Source organism: Bradyrhizobium sp. dw_78 (assembly GCF_018449525.1).
Taxonomy (GTDB): domain Bacteria; phylum Pseudomonadota; class Alphaproteobacteria; order Rhizobiales; family Xanthobacteraceae; genus Bradyrhizobium.
In genome coordinates this window covers 1-2,553 of sequence record NZ_JAAVUS010000021.1, presented here as the reverse complement: position 1 = coordinate 2,553, position 2,553 = coordinate 1, and the positions used below count along the sequence as shown (strand labels likewise).

At 56.4% G+C, this 2,553-nt stretch carries 3 protein-coding genes; 2 read left to right on the top strand and 1 reads right to left on the bottom strand.

Annotation, left to right across the window (positions count from 1 at the left end):
* The first annotated feature begins 909 nt into the window (after positions 1–909).
* Together HB630_RS28150 and HB630_RS28145 are read left to right on the top strand one after the other, a co-directional pair.
* On the top strand, positions 910–1,605 hold the full coding sequence (locus HB630_RS28150) for a cyclic nucleotide-binding domain-containing protein (protein WP_213775996.1): 696 nt from the start codon (positions 910–912) through the stop codon (positions 1,603–1,605).
* A 324-nt stretch (positions 1,606–1,929) separates the two neighbouring features.
* A complete protein-coding gene (locus HB630_RS28145; RefSeq protein ID WP_213775995.1) occupies positions 1,930–2,094 on the top strand; it encodes a hypothetical protein in 165 nt (54 codons plus the stop codon).
* A gap of 211 nt (positions 2,095–2,305) precedes the next feature.
* Here the strand turns inward: HB630_RS28145 and HB630_RS28140 are convergent.
* A partial coding sequence (locus HB630_RS28140) for a hypothetical protein (protein ID WP_213775994.1) occupies positions 2,306–2,553 on the bottom strand: 248 nt, incomplete at its 5' end.

The window sequence follows — 2,553 nt, the reverse complement described above, 5'->3', positions numbered from 1 at the left end:
GGCGGCAGGCGTGGTGTTGCCGCAAGCTCACGACATCACCGTCCTCCCTCGGCAAACACCGGTGACTGAGAGTTCTGTAAGCTCCCGCCTGAGTTAAGGCGCGAACCATGAGTATCTATCAACGTCCGCCGTGTCCTCGATGCCAAACAGCGACCGCGCTGGTACATATCACCTCCGGCTCCGCGAGCTTTGACATCCGAACATTCGAATGTCCTGCTTGCGATCATGTTCATCAGCGCGTGGTCGATCTTATCGATCCGATGAAATCCCCGGAAACGGCAGCCTGGCTCCGGGGAGAATTGCGAACGCCAACGTAAAGGGCGCAGTGGAGCGTTCTGCGGAACCTGTGCCATGCAGCGACCTTGGCAACAATGGCGACGGAAATTCTTGCGAGAAGCGAGACAGTCAACTCCATAAGACCGTCCGGCGTGATGCCCGCGTGGCCTTTTGTCGCTCACGGAGAAGCCATTGAGGAAGAAGGACGCTCCCATGCCCTTTGAAACCCTGCCGGTCAGGGAACATGGTCCCGACGCGGCGGTGCCTATGCAATCGTCTCCGTCCAAGCGGTCGAACGCACCTCGTGTGCCGCAAGACGCTGTTGCGAAAAGTGACGCCGAAGACTCAAGACGCGGTTCTCTCAAAAAACAGCGGCGCCACCAGCTAAATGCCCGGACCAGCGAAACCGAGTAGCGCCGCCATGGCGGCCGCTGACGATTCGCGCCCGGCGGGAACCGCCGGAAGGACTGGCGTCGGCGGCACAATTTGCCGCAGCCCGTAGGTAGTGAACGTGCAAAATTGACCATCTTTCCGGAGCGGCACAGTGCATAGTGGTTGGATCACCGCACCGCCTTCTCGGCTTTCATCGGTGACTGAGAGTTTTGCGCTCCCGCCCTTTCCAAGGAAAGCGCAGTGCAGAAACCATCGCAGCCTGTTAGGCCTACCGAAAGCGATCCCCGCAAGTTCCTGGCGCAGATCGGCGTCGGGAGATCGACCTCCGATTATAAGAAAAATGCCAACATCTTTGTCCAGGGGGCGAGCGCGGATTCGGTCTTCTACATCCAGGATGGGCGGGTGAAGGTCACGGTCACCTCCGAACAAGGCAAGGAAGCGATCGTTGCGATCTTGGAAACGGGGCAGTTTTTCGGTGAGGGCTGTCTCAGCGGCCAAGCGCATCGGATGGCAACGACGAGGACGCTGACAGATTGCCGTTTAACGTCCATCGAGAAAGATTCGATGTTCGAGGCGCTCGAGAATCAGCCGGCCTTCTCCAAATTCTTTATGGGCCACCTGCTGAGCAGAAACAGCAGGATTGAAGGTGATATAATTGACCAGCTTTTCAATTCGAGTGAAAGGCGGCTGGCCCGTCTTCTTTTGCTTCTCGCAAATTATGGCAAGGAAGGTAGCCCCCCGATCGCTCCAATTAATCTCAGCCAGGAAGCGCTTGCCGAGATGATAGGTACCACCCGATCTCGCGTCAGTTTCTTCATGAACAAGTTCCGCAAGCTCGGCTGGATCGACTACAACGGCACGATCCACGTTCACCAATCACTGCTGAACGCCGTTCTGCACGACAAGCCTGAGATAAGGGAGGACGAGCCCTCATAATTTGAACGAAGGAGACCTCGAATTGAGGCGGCCTTACTTCAAAGCGTTAAATCCTCAAAGGGAAGTGGCTCATATCTAGTCCCATGCTGTGCTTGCAGACGGAACACAATGGCCGCTTCGTAATATGCATCACCGCACCTATCAAGGTTAAATGCACTCACACGATACTCATCAAACCCCGCATAACCAATTCGCGCAGAATGCACGCTCATTCCACCTGATAAGGGAGTGCATGGTCTGATCGGGCGGCTATCACATTGCCCTACGCATCACCTACCGATAATTGCGGCGGTGGTGACGATAGTGACCGCGGTGGCGATACCCATGCATGCCCAATACGCCGCTGACACCACCGACGACACCGCCGGTCACGCCACCGACGACACCACCAACAGCCGCACCAACCGGACCGGCTGCGCGTCCACCCTCGGCCGCACCGCGCTCGCCGCCGCGCACGATGCCTTGGGCCTGTGCAACGAGAGGCATTGAAAGAATGCCAAGAACACCAACTACGATCAATCGGGTCTTCATGAGAAACCTCCATCTACAGAAAAATCACGGAAGCATTGCAGTGACGAAGGGCAAACGAGTTGATCTGCCGCAATACCGAGCGACCTTGATAAAGATCCGGAGTAGAAAAAATGTCGCAAAATCGATTCAATGACCCACAGCGCGAAACCGCGAACCGGAAGACCACGCGTCAAAACAGCCTGGTGGTGATGGGAAAGTTGGCTTGACACACGTCAACCATGAACAAGATTTTTCCTCCTAATAAACGCTCGGGAGATCGGCAGGCGGCAGCCTCTTTCAGGAATGTTGTATGAATCCCGAAGTTAGCGAAATCGGCGCGGAAGAAATCTGGAAGGATCCGGTCGACCGGATTCTCGCACGGCTGGCGACCACCGACGCGGGCCTTGATGGAGCAGAAGCCCAGTCGCGATTGGAAAG